Annotated in this window: 17 protein-coding genes; 9 read left to right on the forward strand and 8 right to left on the reverse strand. The window is 65.6% G+C overall.

The annotated features are described in order from the left end of the window. Positions 1-53: 53 nt before the first annotated feature. The 3 genes from U1737_RS03095 to U1737_RS03105 form a co-directional block, all read right to left on the reverse strand. Positions 54-1,298 (reverse strand): class I SAM-dependent methyltransferase, encoded by a 1,245-nt coding sequence (locus tag U1737_RS03095; protein ID WP_332795560.1) that lies wholly within the window; start codon positions 1,296-1,298, stop codon positions 54-56. 195 nt (positions 1,299-1,493) lie between these two features. After that, positions 1,494-2,855, reverse strand: a complete 1,362-nt coding sequence (locus U1737_RS03100) for a cryptochrome/photolyase family protein (protein WP_248520660.1) — start codon at positions 2,853-2,855, stop codon at positions 1,494-1,496. After that, complete coding sequence (locus U1737_RS03105) at positions 2,852-3,793, reverse strand: histone deacetylase family protein (protein WP_248520659.1); 942 nt, start codon at positions 3,791-3,793, stop codon at positions 2,852-2,854. The genes U1737_RS03100 and U1737_RS03105 overlap by 4 nt, the downstream gene beginning before the upstream one ends. 74 nt (positions 3,794-3,867) lie before the next feature. Here U1737_RS03105 and U1737_RS03110 point away from each other — a divergent pair, with 74 nt between their 5' ends. The 6 genes from U1737_RS03110 (at position 3,868) to U1737_RS03135 (ending at position 9,096) form a co-directional block, all read left to right on the forward strand. After that, positions 3,868-4,362: an RNA pyrophosphohydrolase gene (locus U1737_RS03110; RefSeq protein ID WP_332795561.1), complete on the forward strand. Its 495-nt coding sequence runs from the start codon at positions 3,868-3,870 to the stop codon at positions 4,360-4,362. A 33-nt stretch (positions 4,363-4,395) separates the two neighbouring features. Then, on the forward strand, positions 4,396-5,304 hold the full coding sequence (locus tag U1737_RS03115) for a DUF481 domain-containing protein (RefSeq protein WP_332795562.1): 909 nt from the start codon (positions 4,396-4,398) through the stop codon (positions 5,302-5,304). 40 nt (positions 5,305-5,344) lie between these two features. Further along, on the forward strand, positions 5,345-6,550 hold the full coding sequence (locus U1737_RS03120; protein WP_332795563.1) for a hydrolase: 1,206 nt from the start codon (positions 5,345-5,347) through the stop codon (positions 6,548-6,550). After that, positions 6,547-7,563, forward strand: a complete 1,017-nt coding sequence (locus U1737_RS03125) for an arginine N-succinyltransferase (protein ID WP_332795564.1) — start codon at positions 6,547-6,549, stop codon at positions 7,561-7,563. The genes U1737_RS03120 and U1737_RS03125 overlap by 4 nt, the downstream gene beginning before the upstream one ends. Further along, positions 7,560-8,801, forward strand: coding sequence for an N-succinylarginine dihydrolase (locus U1737_RS03130; protein ID WP_332795565.1), 1,242 nt, complete (start codon positions 7,560-7,562; stop codon positions 8,799-8,801). The genes U1737_RS03125 and U1737_RS03130 overlap by 4 nt, the downstream gene beginning before the upstream one ends. Before the next feature lie 76 nt (positions 8,802-8,877). Next, entirely contained in the window at positions 8,878-9,096 is a 219-nt protein-coding gene (locus U1737_RS03135) for a hypothetical protein (protein WP_248520653.1), read from the forward strand. 3 nt (positions 9,097-9,099) lie between these two features. Here U1737_RS03135 and U1737_RS03140 read toward each other — a convergent pair whose 3' ends face one another. The 3 genes from U1737_RS03140 to cobU form a co-directional block, all read right to left on the reverse strand. Next, entirely contained in the window at positions 9,100-9,852 is a 753-nt protein-coding gene (locus tag U1737_RS03140; RefSeq protein WP_248520652.1) for a Crp/Fnr family transcriptional regulator, read from the reverse strand. A gap of 282 nt (positions 9,853-10,134) precedes the next feature. Next, complete coding sequence (locus U1737_RS03145; protein WP_248520651.1) at positions 10,135-10,314, reverse strand: hypothetical protein; 180 nt, start codon at positions 10,312-10,314, stop codon at positions 10,135-10,137. A gap of 145 nt (positions 10,315-10,459) precedes the next feature. Further along, positions 10,460-11,017, reverse strand: a complete 558-nt coding sequence (gene cobU, locus U1737_RS03150) for a bifunctional adenosylcobinamide kinase/adenosylcobinamide-phosphate guanylyltransferase (RefSeq protein ID WP_332795566.1) — start codon at positions 11,015-11,017, stop codon at positions 10,460-10,462. Between the two features lie 72 nt (positions 11,018-11,089). Here cobU and U1737_RS03155 point away from each other — a divergent pair, with 72 nt between their 5' ends. Genes U1737_RS03155 through U1737_RS03165 form a run of 3 tightly spaced genes read left to right on the forward strand, consistent with a single transcriptional unit; the run spans position 11,090 to position 14,452 of the window. Further along, positions 11,090-12,064, forward strand: a complete 975-nt coding sequence (locus tag U1737_RS03155; RefSeq protein WP_332795567.1) for an aminotransferase class I/II-fold pyridoxal phosphate-dependent enzyme — start codon at positions 11,090-11,092, stop codon at positions 12,062-12,064. Continuing rightward, positions 12,057-12,995 carry an adenosylcobinamide-phosphate synthase CbiB gene (cbiB, locus tag U1737_RS03160; RefSeq protein WP_332795568.1) on the forward strand — a complete coding sequence of 313 codons (939 nt, stop codon included), beginning with the start codon at positions 12,057-12,059 and terminating at the stop codon, positions 12,993-12,995. The genes U1737_RS03155 and cbiB overlap by 8 nt, the downstream gene beginning before the upstream one ends. Beyond that, on the forward strand, positions 12,983-14,452 hold the full coding sequence (locus tag U1737_RS03165; protein WP_332795569.1) for a cobyric acid synthase: 1,470 nt from the start codon (positions 12,983-12,985) through the stop codon (positions 14,450-14,452). Before cbiB ends, U1737_RS03165 begins: the two co-directional genes overlap by 13 nt. On the opposite strand, the gene cobS is transcribed toward U1737_RS03165, so the two are convergent. Further along, positions 14,417-15,130 carry an adenosylcobinamide-GDP ribazoletransferase gene (cobS, locus tag U1737_RS03170; RefSeq protein ID WP_332795570.1) on the reverse strand — a complete coding sequence of 238 codons (714 nt, stop codon included), beginning with the start codon at positions 15,128-15,130 and terminating at the stop codon, positions 14,417-14,419. The two genes, U1737_RS03165 and cobS, sit on opposite strands and share 36 nt — an antisense overlap. Then, complete coding sequence (locus U1737_RS03175) at positions 15,127-15,684, reverse strand: histidine phosphatase family protein (RefSeq protein ID WP_443027069.1); 558 nt, start codon at positions 15,682-15,684, stop codon at positions 15,127-15,129. The genes cobS and U1737_RS03175 overlap by 4 nt, the downstream gene beginning before the upstream one ends. Positions 15,685-15,687: the final 3 nt, after the last annotated feature.

A 15,687-nucleotide genomic window follows, 5' to 3' on the forward strand; every position in this document is an offset into this window, starting at 1 on the left:
TGTCCTCCCCCTCCGTCGCCTTTGGCGCCACCTCCCCCTGGCGGGGGAGGATTCTAGCGCTTCACCAGCGTAACCTGCGCGACATCGATCCCGCCGCCGAGAAACCCGCCCTCGCAGTACATCAGATAGTATCGCCACAACGCCACGAACCGCGCATCGAACCGCGCCGGCAACCGCCCCTCGGCCACCGCGGCATCGAACGCCACCCGCCACCGCCGCAACGTCTCGGCATAGTGTAGCCCGAACCCGCGCCGGTCCTCCCACGTCAGCCCGCGCGCCTCCGCCAGCGCGCGAAACCGCGGCTCGGACAACAGCATCCCGCCCGGGAACACGTAACGCTGGATGAAGTCGACACTCCGCGAATAGGCATCGAAGATCGTGTCGTCGATCGAGATATACTGCAACGCCGCGCGCCCACCCGGCTTCAGCGCGCGCGCGATCGCGTCGAGATACACCGGCCAATATTCCTCGCCGACCGCCTCGACCATCTCGATGCTCGCCACCGCGTCATAGGTCCCGGTGACGTCGCGGTAATCGGTCAGCGCCACGCACACGCCATCGAGCCCCGCCGCGGCGATCCGGTCGTCGACCTGCCGCTTCTGCTCGGTCGACAGCGTGAGCGCATGTACGCCGACCCCCGCCCGCGCCGCCAGCTCCGCAAACGATCCCCAGCCGCAGCCGATCTCCAGGATCGTATCACCAGCCCGCACGCCGGTTCGGTCAAGGATCGCGCGCAACTTGGTCGTCTGCCCCGCCACATGCGGCTCGGCATCGTCGAAGGGCTCTTCAAAGATCGCGCTCGAATAGGTCAGGCTCGGATCGAGCCACGTCTCGTAGAAATCGTTGCCGAGGTCGTAATGCGCGGCGATGTTCTTCCGCGAGCCAGTCGGGTCGTTCCGCCGCATTCTGTGCCACGCCCGCGCCGCCAACCGCACTACGCCCCCCGACCGCGCCGCGCCCCCCAGCGACCGCCGGTTGCGCATGAAAAGGTCGAACAGCGGGACCGGATCGGGGCTCGACCAGTCGCCTGCCGCCCAGCCCTCGTACCAGCCGACCGACCCCGCCGTCGCCAACCGCACCAACGCACGCCAGCGATGCACGGTCACCACCGGCAAAGGCCCCGGCGCGCGCCCGCCGATCAGCCTTCGCGTGCCGTCCGGTAGCCGTGCGTCGATCCCGCCGCTCTCAAGCCCCGCATCGATCCGGTCTAGCAAGCGGTGGAAAATCGGCGCGACGAGACGCGCGACCGGGGAAACTTGCGCGGCAGGCACATCGTCGAAAGCGGGAACGGCAGTCATCGCGGCGCTCCATGCAACAGGGGGGCGAGCTAGGAAAGAGGAAGGCGTTAAACAGTAGTCTATGTCGGTGGATAGACGACGGACGTCTCCTATCGTCATCCTGACGAAAGTCAGGATCCAGAGCCAAAAAGGTCGCCGCCTGTTACTCTGGATCCTGACTTCCGTCAGGATGACGGGTGTGCGTTTGGCAGTATATTAACGCGCGTGGCGCCCGGCTTCGAGCGCCCGCTCGCGCCCTTCGCGATGCCCGACGATCTTCGCCGGATATGCCTTTGGCCGACACCCCGACTCGTCCGGATCATGGATCGCCGCCCCCGACACCTTCGCCAGTTCCGGCACCCACTCGCGGATATAGTCCCCCGCGTCGAACTTCTCCGACTGCGACAACGGCGCCATGATGCGTCCGAACATGTTCGAATCCACGCCCGTCCCGGCCACCCACTGCCAGTTCACCGCGTTATTCCCGTAATCCGCGTCGACCAGGCAATCCCAGAACCAGCGCTCGCCTTCCCGCCAATCGATCAGCAGGTGCTTCACCAGGAAGCTCGCCGTGATCATCCGCACGCGATTATGCATCCACCCCGTCGCCCAAAGCTGGCGCATGCCCGCATCGACGATCGGATACCCGGTCTTGCCCTCCTGCCACGCCTTCAAGTCCGCATCGGACTCCTTGCCGGATCGCCAGGGGAGCTTATCGAACTTGGGCCGCCCGTTCGTGTCGCCGTAATCCGGCATCGTCAGCACGACGCCATCGGTGAAATCCCGCCACGCCAGTTCCTTGCGGAACGTGGTCGCATCGCCGTGCCCGTCGACCGCATGCCACACCGCACGCGGCGAAATCTCGCCGAAATGCAGATGCGGGGACAGGCGCGACGTGCCCTCGATCGACGGCATGTTGCGATCGACGTCATAAGCCTCGACGATCGGGGCCATTGCCTTCGCGTTCTTCAACGCATGCGCCTCGCCCGGCGTCCAGTCCTTGAACCCCGTCGACCAGTCCGGCTTGGTCGGCAGCAAATCCCAGTCCGCGAGCTTTTCGGTCTTCGGCCACGTCGACGGCGCCGGGACCGTCCGCGGTACAGGCTCGGGCTCGCCCGGCGGCATCATCTGGTTGAGCGCCTTCCAGAACGAGGAATACACCTTGAACTGCCCACCTGAGCCCGTCTTTACGTCCTCGACGCGCGCGAGATGATTGCCATCATGCAGGCACAATCGATCGCCGAGCGCTGCCTCGGCCTTGCGCCACCACGGCTCATAATGCCGGATCGCATGGACCTGCCCGGCGCCGGTTTCCTCCATCAGCGCCGTCAGCACCTCGACCGCATCGCCGCGCCGCAGGATCAGCCTCGAGCCCTTGTCGGCCAGCGACGTCCCGAACGCGTCGAGCGTGTGATGCAGCCACCAGCGCTGCGCCCCGCCCATCTTCCATTTCCCCGGCGCATCGTCGTCGAGGACGTAGACCGGAATTACCGGCCCCGCATGCGCGGCGGCGATCAGCGCGGGTTGATCGTGAAGGCGGAGGTCCTGGCGCAGCCAGAGCAAAGAAGGTGTCGTCATCGCGCGTTCAATGCACCAACCCGCAGTCCGGCGTCACCTGCGGCGGCAAAAGTTTCGCCCAGCGTCATGATCGCGGCGACGTGCCGCTCGGCGATCGCGAGCGCATCCTCGCCGTACCCGCCGCCGACCGTGCTCGCGAGCGGCACGCCTCGGTCGATCGCAAGGCCAGCGACCAGCCGCTCGCGCCGCGCCAAACCGTCCATGGTCAGCGACAACCGCCCCAGCCGATCGCCCTCGAACGGGTCCACCCCCGCCTGATACAAGATCAACTCCGGCCGAAACTCGTCGAGTAACGGCACCAGCGTCGCCCCTAGAATCGCCAGATAAGCTTCGTCGCGGACCTTGTCCGGCAGCGGCACGTCGATCGTCGACCGCGCCTTCCGTACCGGAAAATTCTTCTCAGCGTGGATCGAATAGGTCGCGATCTCCGGCCGTCCCGCGAGCAGCGCCGCGGTCCCGTCGCCCTGATGCACGTCACAATCGACCACGAGAACACGCGCCACCCGCCCCTCGTCGATCAGCCGCGCCGCCGCAACCGCCAGATCGTTGAACACGCAGAACCCCGCGCCGGTGTTTGCCAGCGCATGATGGCTCCCCCCCGCCGTATTTGCAGCAAATCCATGTTTCAGCGCGAGACACGCCGCCATCCACGTCCCGTGCGGCACGATCACCGCGCGCGACGCCACGGCCGCCGTCACCGGAAACCCGATCCGCCGCTCCTTCTCCTTCGGGACCTCCGCACGAAGCACCTCGGCGACGTAATCCTCGTCATGCACCGCCTCCAACCATGCGGTCGGCGTCGCCTCGGCGCGGTGCCATGCCACGGCATCGCCCTTTTCAAGCAGCAGGTCGCGAATCAGCCCGTTCTTGTTCCAGCGATAAGTCGAGCGCGCGGGCGCCGGCGTGATATAGTCGGGATGGTGGACGACATGGATCATGCTCCGTAGGTAGGAACGCGCTGCTCGACCCCCAAGCCATCCGAGCGCCAAGCACCTGCGTTGCGGAGACTATTTTGACCGACACTTCGCCCCTCCCGTATCGTCCGTGCGCAGGGATCATGCTGATGAACGCCGACGGCAAGATCTTCGTCGGCCAGCGCAACGATTCGCCGCTCGATGCGTGGCAGATGCCGCAGGGTGGGATCGATCCCGGCGAGGACGCCGAGGCCGCCGCACTGCGCGAACTCGGCGAGGAAACCGGCGTGATGCCGGACAAGGTCGAACTGATCGCGGCGGCCCCCGGCGAATTCGTCTACGACCTCCCACCCGAACTGCTCGGCAAGGTGTGGAAGGGTAAGTGGCGCGGGCAGACGCAGCGCTGGTTCCTCTACCGCTTCCACGGCACCGACGCCGATATCAACATCGCCACAGAGCACGAGGAATTCAGTGCATGGCGCTGGAGCGATCCTGCCGATCTCCCGCGGCTGATCGTGCCGTTCAAGAAGGCGCTATACGAACAGGTACTCGCCGCCTTCGCGCCACATCTCGGCGCAACGGGTACGCGCTGAGCAGTTCCCATTCCGCTACGCTGCCGTTACGGCATGGCTGTGCGCCGCTTATATCTTATCTTTACCGCTCCGCTGCTGTTGGCGAACGCGCCCGATCCGCAATCGGTGATGATCCCCGAAACGATCCGCGCGATGCTCGATGCGGCGCTGGAGTCGGGGAACGAGGCGGACGTCAACACGGTTGCCAAATATGCTCGCGCCGCCGATCCGCTCAGCGGCGACGCGGTGCTGGCGATTGCCGAAAAGTGGAAGGCCGATCGCGCCGCGCAGCGCACGCAGGTCATCCGGCAGGCGAGCTTCCTCGATCTCTGGAGCGGCAAGGCGGAGGTTGGCGGCTATCTGACGACCGGCAATTCCGATACCGCTGGCGGCACCGCGGTGCTGGATTTGAACCGCGAGGGCCTTCGCTGGCGACAGAAATTCCATGCGCAGGCCGATTACCAATCCAACCTCAACGTCACGACGCGCGAGCATTACCTTGCGTCTTACGAACCGAACTACAAGATCGACGACCGGGCGTATATCTATGGCGTCGCGCAGTATGAAGGCGACCGGTTCCTGGGGTATTTCAACCGCTATTCTACGTCCGTCGGTGCCGGCTACAGCCTGATCAAGACCGCCGGCACCAAGCTCGATCTCGAACTCGGACCGGCCTATCGTTATACCGAATTCACCGACGACACCGAGCAGAGCAGCATCGCCGCGCGTGGGACGGCAAATTTCAGCATCCGTATTCTCAGCGGGCTGTCGGTGAGTCAGGTCGCATCCGCCTATGTCCAACGCTATAACAGTACGCTCAGCGGCACGACGTCGCTCAACGCAAAGTTGATCGGACCACTCTCCGCTGCGCTGTCGTACAGCGTCCAGTATGAAAGCGAACCGCCGATCGGCTCGGTCTCGACCGACACGACCAGCCGCGCATCGCTCGTCTACAGCTTCTGAGCCTGTTCCCACCCGCGCCCGGCCTCGCTAGGGTTGCGCGATGAGGGGACTTTCAACTGTAGAGCGCGATGCCGTCGACACGGCGGGCGCTGCACCGATGCTGGCGCAGGTCCAAACCTGGGCGGCGATCAATAGTGGCACGCGCAACCTCGTGGGCCTGGCGACGATGGCCGGGTTGCTCGGCGATGCGTTCGCGACCCTGCCGGGCGATATCACGCTGGTCGAGCCAACCCCGGTCGACAGCGTCGGTGCGAACGGCCTGGTCTCGGCGATCGAGCACGGCAAGCACCTGCATCTCGTCGTGCGGCCGGACGCGCCGGTGCGGATGCTGTTCACCGGACACATGGATACGGTCTACCCGATCGGTCACGCATTCCAGTCGCTGCAGTGGCTCGACGACGGCCGACTGAACGGCCCCGGCGTGGCGGATATGAAAGGGGGGCTCGCCGTCATGCTCGCGGCGCTCCGGGCGGTCGAAACCAGCCCGCTCGCCGCCGGGATCGGCTATGACGTCGTCGTCAACTCCGACGAGGAAACCGGCTCTTTCTCGTCCGCCGCGCTGCTGGCCCGCGCCGCGCACGGCAAGGTCGCAGCCCTGACCTACGAACCCGCGCTTGCCGACGGTACGCTCGCCGGTGCGCGCGGCGGCACGGGAAACTTCTCGATCATCGTCCATGGCCGCAGCGCGCACGCCGGTCGCAACCCGGACGACGGCCGCAACGCGCTGGTCGCCGCGGCCGACATCGCGGTGCGCCTGTCGAAGGTGCGCGGCCCGCGTCTTGCCGTGAACCCGGCGCGGATCGAGGGCGGCGGTCCGAACAACGTCGTGCCCGACCTCGCCATTCTTCGGATCAACTTCCGCCCCGCGACGCTCGACGAGATCACGCGCGCGCAGTCGCATATCGACTCCGCCGTCGCGATGGTCGCTGCCGAGCATGACGTCCGCATAGAGGTTCATGGCAGCTTCAACCGCCCCCCTAAACCGATCGACCCGGGCGCGGCGCGGCTGTTCGACCTGGTCAAGGCATCGGGTGCGGACCTCGGGCTCGACATCGCCTGGAAGGCGACCGGCGGCGTCTGCGACGGCAACAACATCGCAGCCGCCGGCGTGCCAGTCATCGACACGATGGGCGTTCGCGGCGGCGCGATCCATTCGACCGACGAATTCATGATCCCCGACAGTCTGGCCGAGCGCGCGGCGCTGTCGGCCGTCACCATATTGCGTATTGCGGAGGGCCGCTTGTGAGCTTCAGGATCCGCGCGGCGGTCGATGCCGATCTCCAGCATCTCTATGAAATGGCAAAGCTCACCGGGGGCGGCTTCACCAACCTGCCGCCCGACCGACGCGCGCTGACCGCCAAGCTCGAGCGCAGCCACGCCGCCTTCGCGCGTACCGACGGCCCGGTCCAGGACGAGCTGTTCGTACTCATCCTCGAAAACATCGAGACGCAGGAGGTGCGCGGCACCTGCCAGATCTTCACGCAGGTGGGACAAAGCTACCCGTTCTACAGCTACCGGATCGGCCAGCTCACGCAGCACAGCAAGGAGCTGAACCGCACCTTCCGCGCCGATATGCTTTCGCTCGCCACCGATCTCGAAGGCGCGAGCGAAGTCGGCGGGCTGTTCCTCCATCCCGGCGAACGCGCCGGCGGTCTTGGCCTGCTGCTCGCACGCAGCCGCTATCTGTTCATCAAGATGCACCGCGCACGCTTCGCGGACCGGATCCTCGCCGAACTGCGCGGCGTGATCGACGAGGCCGGCGGCTCGCCGTTCTGGGACGGCCTTGCGGGTCGCTTCTTCGGGATGAATTTCCAGGATGCGGATCAGTTCAATGCGATCAATGGCCATCAGTTCATCGCCGACCTGATGCCCAAACACCCGATCTATACCGCGATGCTGACCGAGAGTGCACGCGCGGCCATCGGCCTGCCGCACCCTTCGGGTCGCGCGGCGATGCGGATGCTGGAGAACGAAGGCTTCGCGTTCGAGAATTACGTCGACATCTTCGATGGCGGCCCGACGATGACCGCCCGCACCGACCAGGTCCGCTCTATCGCCGATGCGCGCGATAGCACCGTCGTGGCGATCGGCGGCGACGATGGCAAGGATGCCCTGATTGCGACCGGCCGGCTCGCGGACTTTCGCGCGGCATTCGGGCGCGTCCGCGACATCGAGGGCGGCATCGGCCTGTCGGAGGATGCCGCTCAAGCCCTCGACATCGCCCGGAACGACGGCGTTACACACGTGGCACGGCTATGACTTTGGTCGAGATCAACTTCGACGGACTGATCGGTCCTAGCCACAATTTCGCCGGTCTCAGCCCCGGCAATCTCGCCGCAACCCGCCATGCCGGTCACGTAGCGCACCCGCGCGCGGCGGCATTACAGGGCATTGCCAAGATGCGGGCGAACCTCGATCTCGGGTTAGTTCAGGGGATCCTATTTCCGCTGGCTCGACCGGATCACGCCTGGCTGAAGACGCTGTCCACGAGCTATCGCGCTGCGCCCTATCACCTGAAAGCGCAGGCGCTCTCGGCGTCGGCGATGTGGGCGGCGAACGCGGCGACCGTTTCGCCTGCTCCCGATACGCGCGATGGCCGCTGTCACCTGACGGTCGCGAATCTTGGGACGATGCCGCACCGCAGCCATGAGCCACACGGCACGCTTGCCCAACTTCGGATGGCGTTCGCAAACCCCGCTTTCGCCGTCCATCCTCCCATCCCCGCACCGTTCGGCGACGAAGGCGCGGCGAACCACATGCGCCTCTGCGCGAGTCATGATGTGCCCGGTGTCGAGGTCTTCGTCTACGGCCTGCCCGGTGGCCCATTCCCCGCGCGCCAGCACTGCGACGCGAGCGAAGCCGTCGCGCGATCCCATGGCCTCGATGTCGCGCAAACGCTTTTCGTCCAGCAATCCGACGCGGCGATCGCCGCGGGAGCGTTCCACAACGACGTCGTCGCGGTCGCAAACGAACGCGTGTTGTTCGCACATGAACATGCGTTTGCCGACAAGCACCGGTTCTACACGAGCCTCCGTGCCCTGATGCCCGAAGTAGAAATCGTCGAAGTCCCGGCCGACCGCGTAAGCCTGGCGGATGCGATTGCGTCTTATCTGTTCAATGCGCAACTCGTGTCGGTCGCCGACGGTATGGCTCTGGTTCTTCCCGAGGAAGCGCGCGCTAACCCCGCGGTCTGGTCGTGGCTTCAGGCGCATGTCGCGAGCAACGGGCCGATCCGGCATCTGCACGTCGTGGATGTCCGGGAATCGATGAGCAATGGTGGCGGTCCGGCCTGCCTTCGCCTGCGCGTCGTCGCCGACCCAACCACGGTCGATCCCCGCTTCCTGGTCGACCACGACACGCTCAACCGCATCGAAGCCATTGTCGAAACGCACTGGCCGGAGACCATCGATCCCGCTGAGATCGCCGATCCCGCGTTGATCGCCCAGATCGAAACGGCGCGGCACACGCTTGTGACCGCCCTCACCTTGTCGGGTTAATTGACAGTTAACCACAAAGGTTAGGGAATAATTGGCCGCAATTCGCCGTTGGCACGCTTTTTGCTTGGCTTGCCCCATGTGGACTCGCCTTACCCGCCTTTTCATCATCAAAACAAAATTCGAGGCCTTTCTCGTCATTTACGGCCTTGGCGTGGGCGCGGTCGAGCGCGGCATGCACTATCTCCAGCAATATCCAGGCTATGGCGGCTGGATGCTGTTTGCCGTCTGCCCGATTGCGGTTTTCATGGCTGGCGGACGGATCATAGACTCGGTCGATCACGCCCGCGGGCGATAGACGTTACGCCTTCTGCTGCGTCAGATGCAGATAGCGGCTGGAAAAATCCGCCAATTCGCGCAGCGCATCCCAGCGCGGGAAGCTGATCCGACGTCGGTTGCGCGATATCAGCCCGTCGGCCTCGAGCGACTTGATGGTCCGGTTGACATGCACTGCGGTGAGCCCGAGCGCGTCGCCGAGCTGTTCCTGGCTCATCGGCAACTCGTAGCCGTTGGCATCGACCAAGCCCTGCATATCGAGCCGGATCGCAAACTCGCACAGGAAATGCGCCAGCCGCGACCGCGCATCACGCCGGCCGATATTGAGGATCCACTCGCGAAAAATCGATGCCTCGACCAGCGTGTTGACGAAGATCGCATTGCCGATCGACGCACGCGTCCGCGCCAGTTCGCGCAAGGCGGATCGCGATATCGTGGCGACCTCCGCGCGGGTCAGCGTCTGGACATTATGATCCGCGACATCGAGAAAAAGGTGCTGAAAATCGAGCGCTTCACCTGGGATGTGCAACGAAACGATCTGGCGCATGCCCGATCCGGTCAACTTCTGGCGGTACGCGAAACCGGACAGCAACACGGCGCATTGCTCGGGCGCATCGCCCTCCCGCACGAGATAGGACGACGGTTCATAGGTACGCAAAGTATAGGGCAAGGCAAGCAGGGCACGCCGATCGGCGTCGTTCAGGACCGCATGCGTCTCAAGCTTTCGCACCATCAAAGCCAGCGGAGCGAGCGGCGAAATCACGGCATTATGGTCCATCAGAATATCGTTCAACTGCGTTCTCCCGCACAAATCGGGGCGGGAGCACATGCCTCTCTCGGCCGTCAGCGCCCAAGGATCGGCTGTCGGTAAAAGACGATAACATATTCGGACCAAGCTGATCGCAACATATGGTCGATCGTTGAAATAAACATGAATTAAAGATCGAGGTCGAAGGTCGCACCCGTATCTTTGACGATATTTGCCTCAGTGTAGCAGATACTGGCCCGATCCGAGAGTTGTTTTGTCGATCGACCGAATAGATCGCTCAAAATCGTCTGTTTACGATCGAGACGAAGACCCGGGGGCAATCTCATCCAGCGCGCTTTGCAGGCAGTCGATACAGTCGCTCAGCTTGGCGCCGAACAAGGGATTGTCGCCCTGATCCGCAATCCGCATCGCTTCCTCGATCAAAAAGACCATCGATTTTAACCGTGCGATCGCCTGCGGTTCGTTGTGCATTCCGGCCCCCTTCGCACATGGTGATCGCTCCTACCAGAGCCCCGCCAGATCCGTGCAAGCGACAGCGATTAACCAATTCCGGTACCGACAGGCAAGGTTGCTGGCTCTGCTCGACGAAGCGATTCCTGAACACGGCGTGGTCGCTCTACATCGGCTGCTTCCAATGTTGGACGAGGCCCGCCATCAGAACGTCGACGGAGTCGACCTGCGCCGCCAGCCTCTGATGCAATATCCCTGCCGCGTCGCGAAAACGCCGCGCAAGCGCATTGTCGGGGACGATACCGAGCCCGACCTCGTTCGAGACGAGGATCGTGCGCGCCTGCATCGTGCGCAGGGTCGCGAGAAGGCGGTCCACCTCGCGGTTGATATCCGCATCGCCGAGCAGCAGGTTGGACAGCCACAAGGTCAGGCAATCAACCAGCACGATGACGTTGGTGCCGTCCGCGCCGCGCAAAGCCGCTGCGAGTTCGGTCGGAGCTTCGATGGTCTGCCACCGCGCATCGCGGTCGTCGCGATGGCGCTTGATCCGGTCGCGCATTTCATCATCGAAGGCCTGTGCCGTCGCGATATAGATCAACGATCCGTTAAGCGGCACCGCTGCGGTCTCGGCGACAAGCTGCGCATGGCGACTCTTGCCGGACCGCGCTCCGCCGAGCACGAACAGGCTCTTGCCGAACGATGGTCTGGTTCCCTGTAACGGCATGCTTTCTCCTACACCCTTGCAGCACGCCTCCGGAATGACGATGGACGACGGAAGATCAAGCGAAAGGATAGCATGACGGGGTTGCATACGCATGGCGGGAGGGTCGATCTCGCCGCCATCCTGTACCCTGACGCACCGACCCCGTGGATAGATCTGTCGACCGGGATCAATCCCCATGCGTGGCGATCCGACCCGCTGCCGCCCGTGAATCTTGCCGCACTCCCCTCGCCCGCATCGGTTGCCGCGCTCGAAGCGGCGGCCGCGGCGATGTTCGGAACGGATCCCGATCGCGTCATCGCGGTTCCGGGAAGCGAAATCGGACTACGCCTGTTGGCCGGTCTCGATCTCCCTCGGCCTGCCCGGTTCGTAACGCCCGGTTACGGCACCCACGCCGACGTGTTCGACGATGCCGATCGGCTGGCGCGGGCGGATATCGATACGCTCGCGGCAGGCACACTGCTGCTGGCGAACCCGAACAATCCGGACGGGCTGCTCGATGCACCCGATCGACTGCTGACTCTGATGCGACGCGGCCTATGGCTCGTCATCGACGAAGCCTTCGTCGATCTGCTCCCGTCGTTCAGCATCGTTCCGCACCTCGGCCCGTCCGATCGCGCGATAGTTTTCCGGTCGTTCGGCAAGACGTTCGGCCTTCCCGGGATCCGGCTCGGGTTCATGATCGCGCCACCGATATATGTCGCTGCTATTCGCCACCGGCTGGGCAGCTGGCCGATCTCGGCATGCGCCGTGGCCTATGGCACGGCCGCGTACCGCGATACCACGTGGATCGAGGCAACCCGCATCGCAAGCGTTCACCGGGCCGGGCGGCTCGATGCGGTCCTAGCCCGTTACGGGCTATGCGGCGTTGGCGCATGCCCGCTGTTCCGCCTGATCGAAAGCGACGCCGCCGCCACGATATTCGAGCGACTGGCACACGCCGGGATCCTGACACGTACATTCGACTATCAGCCACGGTGGCTGCGGATCGGCCTGCCGGCAGACGACGTCGCGTTCGATCGCCTGGACAGGGCGTTAGCGCATGGTTGAGCCGGTCGCGCTCGTCGCGCTCCTGGTCGACGCCGCGATCGGGTGGCCGGCGGCAGTCTATGCAAGGATTGGACATCCCGTAGGCGGCTTCGCGCGGCTGATCGGCCTGGCGGAGGCCCGCTGGAACGTTCGAGAATCATCGGCTGCAGCGCGGCGGGCGGCAGGCATTCTGACAATGCTCCTGCTGGTCGGTGTCGTGGTGATCGTCGCGCTGGCGCTCGACACGGCCTTGCGGACAGTGTTCGGATCCGTCGGCTGGATCGCGATCGGCGTGTTCGCTGCACCTGGTCTTGCTATCCGCAGTCTCCATGATCACGTCGTTCCGGTTGCGCACGCGCTCAAGGCGGGTGATCTCGCCACCGCCCGCACGCGCGTCGCGATGATCGTCGGCCGTGACGTCACGTCGCTCGACGAAGCCGGCGTCGCGCGTGCGGCGATCGAGAGCCTTGCCGAGAGCGTGTGCGACGGCGTCGTCGCGCCGCTGTTCTGGTTGGTTGTCGCTGGGTTGCCGGGACTGTGGGCGTATAAGGCGATCAACACGGCCGACAGTCTGATCGGGCACCGCGAGGAGCGTTGGCGCGCATTCGGTTGGGCGGCGGCGCGGACCGATGACGTGGCGAACCTGATCCCGGCGCGGATCAGCGGCGTGCTGCTGTGCCTTGCCGGGCTCGGCGGATGGCGGACGATGTGGCGCGACGCGGGCAATCACGCGTCGCCCAACGCCGGCTGGCCCGAAGCCGCGATGGCCGGTGCGCTTGATCTCAAGCTTGCGGGGCTGATCGCATATGACGGGGTGAGCGTCGCCAAGCCGTATATCGGCGATGGCCGCGCGGACGCGACCGCCACCGACCTTCACGCCGCGCTCGGCATCTATCGCCGGGCGTGTGTGCTGCTGTTCGTCATCGCCGGAGGGATCGCATGGGCGCTCTGATGCTTCAAGGGACCGGCTCGGACGTCGGCAAGTCGGTGCTGGTCGCGGGGCTATGCCGCGCGTTCGCCAATCGCGGGCTGTCTGTCCGTCCGTTCAAGCCCCAGAACATGTCGAATAACGCCGCGGTCACCGCCGATGGCGGCGAGATCGGCCGCGCGCAGGCCACCCAGGCGATCGCCTGTCGTGTCGAACCCAGCGTCAACATGAACCCGGTGCTGCTGAAACCGCAGGGCGACCGCACCTCGCAACTGATCGTCCGCGGGCAGGTGCGCGGGACGCTCGCCGCGGCACGCTGGCGCGAGGGCCGCGAAGGACTGCTGGTCGATGTGCTCGACAGCTTCGAGCGACTGTCGGCAGGCTGCGACCTCGTCGTCGTCGAAGGTGCGGGCAGCCCGGCGGAGATCAACCTGCGCGCCGGCGACATCGCCAACATGGGCTTCGCACGCGCTGCCGACTTGCCCGTGGTGCTGGTCGGCGATATCGACCGCGGCGGCGTGATCGCAGCGATCGTCGGCACGCGCGCGGTGATCGATCCGGCCGACGCGGCGATGATCCACGGGTTCCTGATCAATAAGTTCCGCGGCGACCCGGCGCTGTTCGACGACGGCTATCGCGCGATCGAAGCGCGGAGCGGGTGGCGCGGTTACGGCGTCGTGCCGTGGCTTGCAGACGCGGTACGGTTGCCGAGCGAGGACGCGGTAATCCTCGAACGCCCGCTCGCCAGTACTCAGCGCCGCGTCACGATCGCCTGTCCGATCACGCCGCGGATCGCCAATTTCGACGACCTCGATCCGCTTCGGCTCGAACCCGGCGTGACGCTGGTGATGGTGCCGCCGGGCTCGCCGATCCCGGACGTTGACATGATCGTGCTCGCCGGATCGAAGGCGACGATCCCCGACCTCGCCTTTGTCCGCGCGCAGGGCTGGGACATCGACATCCACGCGCATCACCGCCGTGGAAAGCCGGTGCTCGGGCTCTGCGGCGGCTATCAAATGCTCGGTCGCAGCATCGCCGATCCTGACGGGATCGAGGGACCGGCACGCTACGTCGACGGGCTCGGGTTGCTCGACGTCGACACGGTCCTCACCGGCCGCAAGACGCTGGAGCAGGTGCGAGGCAGGGCGCAGGGCGCGGCATTCGAGGGCTATGAGATGCACATGGGCGCGACCACCGGACCCTCAACTGCCCGTCCCGTAGGCCACCGCGCCGATGGCAGTCCCGAAGGCGCCACGAGTGCGGACGGGCTGGTGTCGGGCAGTTACGTCCACGGCCTGCTGGGGCTTGCGGAGCAACGCGCGGTGTGGCTTGCGCGGCTCGGCGTCGCCGCCATCGGGCCCGATCATGGCGCGTCGATCGATGCCGCGCTCGATGCGATCGCCGCGACGCTCGAACGGCATGTCGATCTCGATGCGCTGCTGGCGCTAAGCGAGCGCGCCGGCCACCGCGAGCGCGACTAGCAGACCGGTCTCGACGATCTCGATCCCGGCGCCATGCGCGTCGCCCGTCACGCCGCCAAGCGTCCGCCGGAACCATGTCGCGATGCCGAGCACGAGCAGCGGGAGAGCGATGAGCGCCGGCACCGCAACCGCGGCGAACGCGAGCAGCAGGCCCCATCCCAGCAGATCGCGCGCGCGTACCGCACCAGCAACCGCTGCGCCGAGCCCACCGGCCCGCAGTGGCGGCAACAATTTCGCCCATGCGAGCGGCCCCATCCTCGCCGCAAACGGAACGAGGATCAGTGCCCAGTTCATGCCTATCGCATGCAGCAGCACGAGTTTGGCGAGCATCTGACCGACGATCGCGACGACGCCGAAGCTCCCGATATGAGGATCGGCCATGACCGCGAGCAGGCGCGTTCGATCGCCATGCGCCGCGCCCAGCCCGTCGGCGAGGTCGGCAAGCCCGTCGAGATGCAGCGCCCCCGTCACCGCGATCCAGGTCAGCAGGGCAGCACAGGCCCCCATCCACGGATCGACCAGCGCACCCAGCCATCCGACCGCCGCGACGATCATGCCGATCACGAGACCGACGGCAGGGTAGCACCGGATCGCCGCAGCGAAATCAGTCGAGGTCACCTCGACGCGCGGCATCGGCAGGCGGGTCAGAAAGCCGAACGCGACGATCAACTGTTTCACGTCGCCAGCCCGACGATCTGCACGGTTCGCGTCGGGCGCGGCCAGATGCGCAGCGAGACGAGCGCGGCATAGGGGAGGTCGAACGCCCAGATCTGCCGTCGATCGAACCCGCACAATTCCGCGAGCGCCGCCCGGATCGCGCCGCCATGCGTCACCACCAATGTCGATACCGGTGGCATAGCGGCCACTGCCTGCGCGACCCGATCCTGCAACGTGGACCAGCGTTCGCCATCCGGCGGTGGTGACGCATCGGGATCGTCGTAGAATGCGGCCAATTCGGCAGGATCGATTGCCGCCGGGTCCAGCCCGTCCCATGCCCCGAAATCGAGTTCGCGCCAGCGTGGGTCGACCTCAACCGTAACGCCTCGCGGTTCACCGATCGCCGCCGCACAGGCGCGTGCGCGGATCAGATCGGAGGCCTCGATCCGTTCGATCGCGATGCCCTTCGCGCGTGCGACACAGGCGGCGATCCCCGCCTCGGTTGCCGGGTTGTCGGTCCGTCCGAGCATTCGCTCCGCCACCTCGGGCGCCCCGTGCCGCATCAGGTGCAGCATGTA

Origin of the sequence: Sphingomonas fucosidasi, assembly GCF_036663855.1 — a bacterium.
GTDB lineage: Bacteria > Pseudomonadota > Alphaproteobacteria > Sphingomonadales > Sphingomonadaceae > Sphingomonas > Sphingomonas faeni_B.

Excerpts from the sequence above, each read along its gene's own strand:
- U1737_RS03095 (WP_332795560.1), bottom strand. The coding sequence starts at position 1,298 with ATGACTGCCGTTCCCGCTTTCGACGATGTGCCTGCCGCGCAAGTTTCC.
- U1737_RS03100 (WP_248520660.1), bottom strand. The coding sequence starts at position 2,855 with ATGACGACACCTTCTTTGCTCTGGCTGCGCCAGGACCTCCGCCTTCAC.
- U1737_RS03105 (WP_248520659.1), bottom strand. The coding sequence starts at position 3,793 with ATGATCCATGTCGTCCACCATCCCGACTATATCACGCCGGCGCCCGCG.
- U1737_RS03115 (WP_332795562.1), top strand. The coding sequence starts at position 4,396 with ATGGCTGTGCGCCGCTTATATCTTATCTTTACCGCTCCGCTGCTGTTG.
- U1737_RS03120 (WP_332795563.1), top strand. The coding sequence starts at position 5,345 with ATGAGGGGACTTTCAACTGTAGAGCGCGATGCCGTCGACACGGCGGGC.
- U1737_RS03130 (WP_332795565.1), top strand. The coding sequence starts at position 7,560 with ATGACTTTGGTCGAGATCAACTTCGACGGACTGATCGGTCCTAGCCAC.
- U1737_RS03135 (WP_248520653.1), top strand. The coding sequence starts at position 8,878 with ATGTGGACTCGCCTTACCCGCCTTTTCATCATCAAAACAAAATTCGAG.
- U1737_RS03140 (WP_248520652.1), bottom strand. The coding sequence starts at position 9,852 with ATGGACCATAATGCCGTGATTTCGCCGCTCGCTCCGCTGGCTTTGATG.
- U1737_RS03145 (WP_248520651.1), bottom strand. The coding sequence starts at position 10,314 with ATGCACAACGAACCGCAGGCGATCGCACGGTTAAAATCGATGGTCTTT.
- cobU (WP_332795566.1), bottom strand. The coding sequence starts at position 11,017 with ATGCCGTTACAGGGAACCAGACCATCGTTCGGCAAGAGCCTGTTCGTG.
- U1737_RS03155 (WP_332795567.1), top strand. The coding sequence starts at position 11,090 with ATGACGGGGTTGCATACGCATGGCGGGAGGGTCGATCTCGCCGCCATC.
- cbiB (WP_332795568.1), top strand. The coding sequence starts at position 12,057 with ATGGTTGAGCCGGTCGCGCTCGTCGCGCTCCTGGTCGACGCCGCGATC.
- U1737_RS03165 (WP_332795569.1), top strand. The coding sequence starts at position 12,983 with ATGGGCGCTCTGATGCTTCAAGGGACCGGCTCGGACGTCGGCAAGTCG.
- U1737_RS03175 (WP_443027069.1), bottom strand. The coding sequence starts at position 15,684 with ATGCTGCACCTGATGCGGCACGGGGCGCCCGAGGTGGCGGAGCGAATG.